Source organism: Peribacillus sp. FW305-BF15, from assembly GCF_058783805.1.
In genome coordinates this window covers 1-1,769 of record NZ_JBYSYV010000062.1, presented here as the reverse complement: position 1 = coordinate 1,769, position 1,769 = coordinate 1, and the positions used below count along the sequence as shown (strand labels likewise).

At 39.9% G+C, this 1,769-nt stretch carries 1 protein-coding gene; it reads left to right on the top strand.

Annotated features, from left to right (window positions below; all coding sequences use genetic code 11):
• Nucleotides 1–415 precede the first annotated feature (415 nt).
• Nucleotides 416–1,690, top strand: a complete 1,275-nt coding sequence (gene ltrA, locus AC3WLU_RS26685; RefSeq protein ID WP_492598222.1) for a group II intron reverse transcriptase/maturase — start codon at nucleotides 416–418, stop codon at nucleotides 1,688–1,690.
• Nucleotides 1,691–1,769: the final 79 nt, after the last annotated feature.

Sequence of the window (1,769 nt, the reverse complement as noted above, 5' to 3'; positions counted from 1 at the left end):
CTTATCGTGAGGTAAGGGCTGGAGGAAGCGTGGAATAAAATCTTGGCTCGACGAACAGGAATCTGATACTAAGGCTCTATAAAGGGACTAAACTCCAAGACAAGTTAAAGTCCAAAAGATGTGCGTAACTTTATAGAGTAAATCAGGCGAGTAAAAGAGGAAAGATAGGTGTCTTACCCTGGGAGGTCTTGCGGATGTACAGAAGTACAGTCGAAAAAGGTTAGTCGCAAGAAGTCAGCAGAAGCCATAGTATTGAAATAATTTCATGAAGGGCTGAACAATTTATAGTGTTTCAACGCCACGAATGCGTAAGTGACGGACTCCGAATGTGTTAATGGTGAAAGTATGAGCGTACCTCAAAGAATAACCAAAATGGAGATATCACTTACTACGTGAGAGGAAAGGAGAAACGAGTGTGGAACTTTTAGAACAAATCCTAAGTAATAAAAATATGAACGAAGCCTACATACGTGTCTATAAAAATAAAGGTGCAAGTGGGGTCGACGGAGTAACAGTCGACGAACTAAAGCAATACCTGAAAGAGAACAAAGATGAACTGCGTCAGCGCATCAGAACAAGAAAATACCAACCACAAGCTGCCTTAAGAGTGGAGATCCCAAAAGAAAATGGAAAGATGCGCAAATTGGGAATACCAACAGTAGTGGATAGAGTCGTTCAACAAGCCATTCATCAAGTTCTCAGTCCACTATTTGAAAAGCAATTCAGTGAATTCAGTTACGGTTTCAGACCAAAAAGAAGTTGTGAAATGGCGATAATTAGAAGCCTGGAGTTTCTGAATGATGAACATGATTGGGTAGTCGACATTGATCTTGAAAGGTTCTTCGATACCGTCCATCACAATAAACTCATGAGAATCATATCCAACACAATAAAAGACGGAAATGTCATCTCGTTAATCAGAAAATACTTAGTCAGTGGAGTCATGGTGAATGGAAAATATGAAGACACACCTGTCGGTACTCCGCAAGGAGGCAACCTCAGTCCACTATTAAGTAATATAATGTTAAACGAACTTGATAAGGAACTGGAGAAAAGAGGATTAAGGTTCGTGAGGTACGCTGATGATGCCCTTATCTTTGTGAAAAGTGAAAAGGCAGCGAACCGAGTAATGAGCACAATCGTGAGATTTATAGAAGAGAAATTAGGCCTGATAGTCAACGTAGAGAAGAGTAGAATCTCACGTCCAAAAGAGTTGAAATTCTTAGGATTTGGGTATTATTACGACACTAATAACAACAACTACAAAGTGAAACCTCATCCAAGTTCTGTACAGAAGTTTCAAAGGAAACTTCGACAACTGACAAAGCGAAATTGGAATGTGCCACTAGACTACCGAATATTGAAATTGAACCAAGTAATAGTTGGATGGGTAAACTACTTCAGAGTGGCAAACATGAAAAAAACGACGGAACGAATAGACACAAAGCTTCGCTCTAGAATTAGGGTCATCATATGGAAACAATGGAAAGTAGCGAAGAAACAAATTAAATCGCTTATTCAACTAGGAATTCCGGAGGAAGAAGCGAAAGGATTAACCTACTGTCGAAAAGGTTACCGATTCATAGGAGTATCCAAAGTCGTCCAAAGAGCAATCTCAAACAAAAGACTAAAGCAGAGGGGAGTCCCCTCTGCTTTAGAACATTATCTAAAAGTACACACTGTGATATAAATTGAAACGCCGTATACGCGAACCGTACGTACGGTGTTGTGAGAGGGGCGAAAATAAACTTATTTTCCCCCTACTCGAT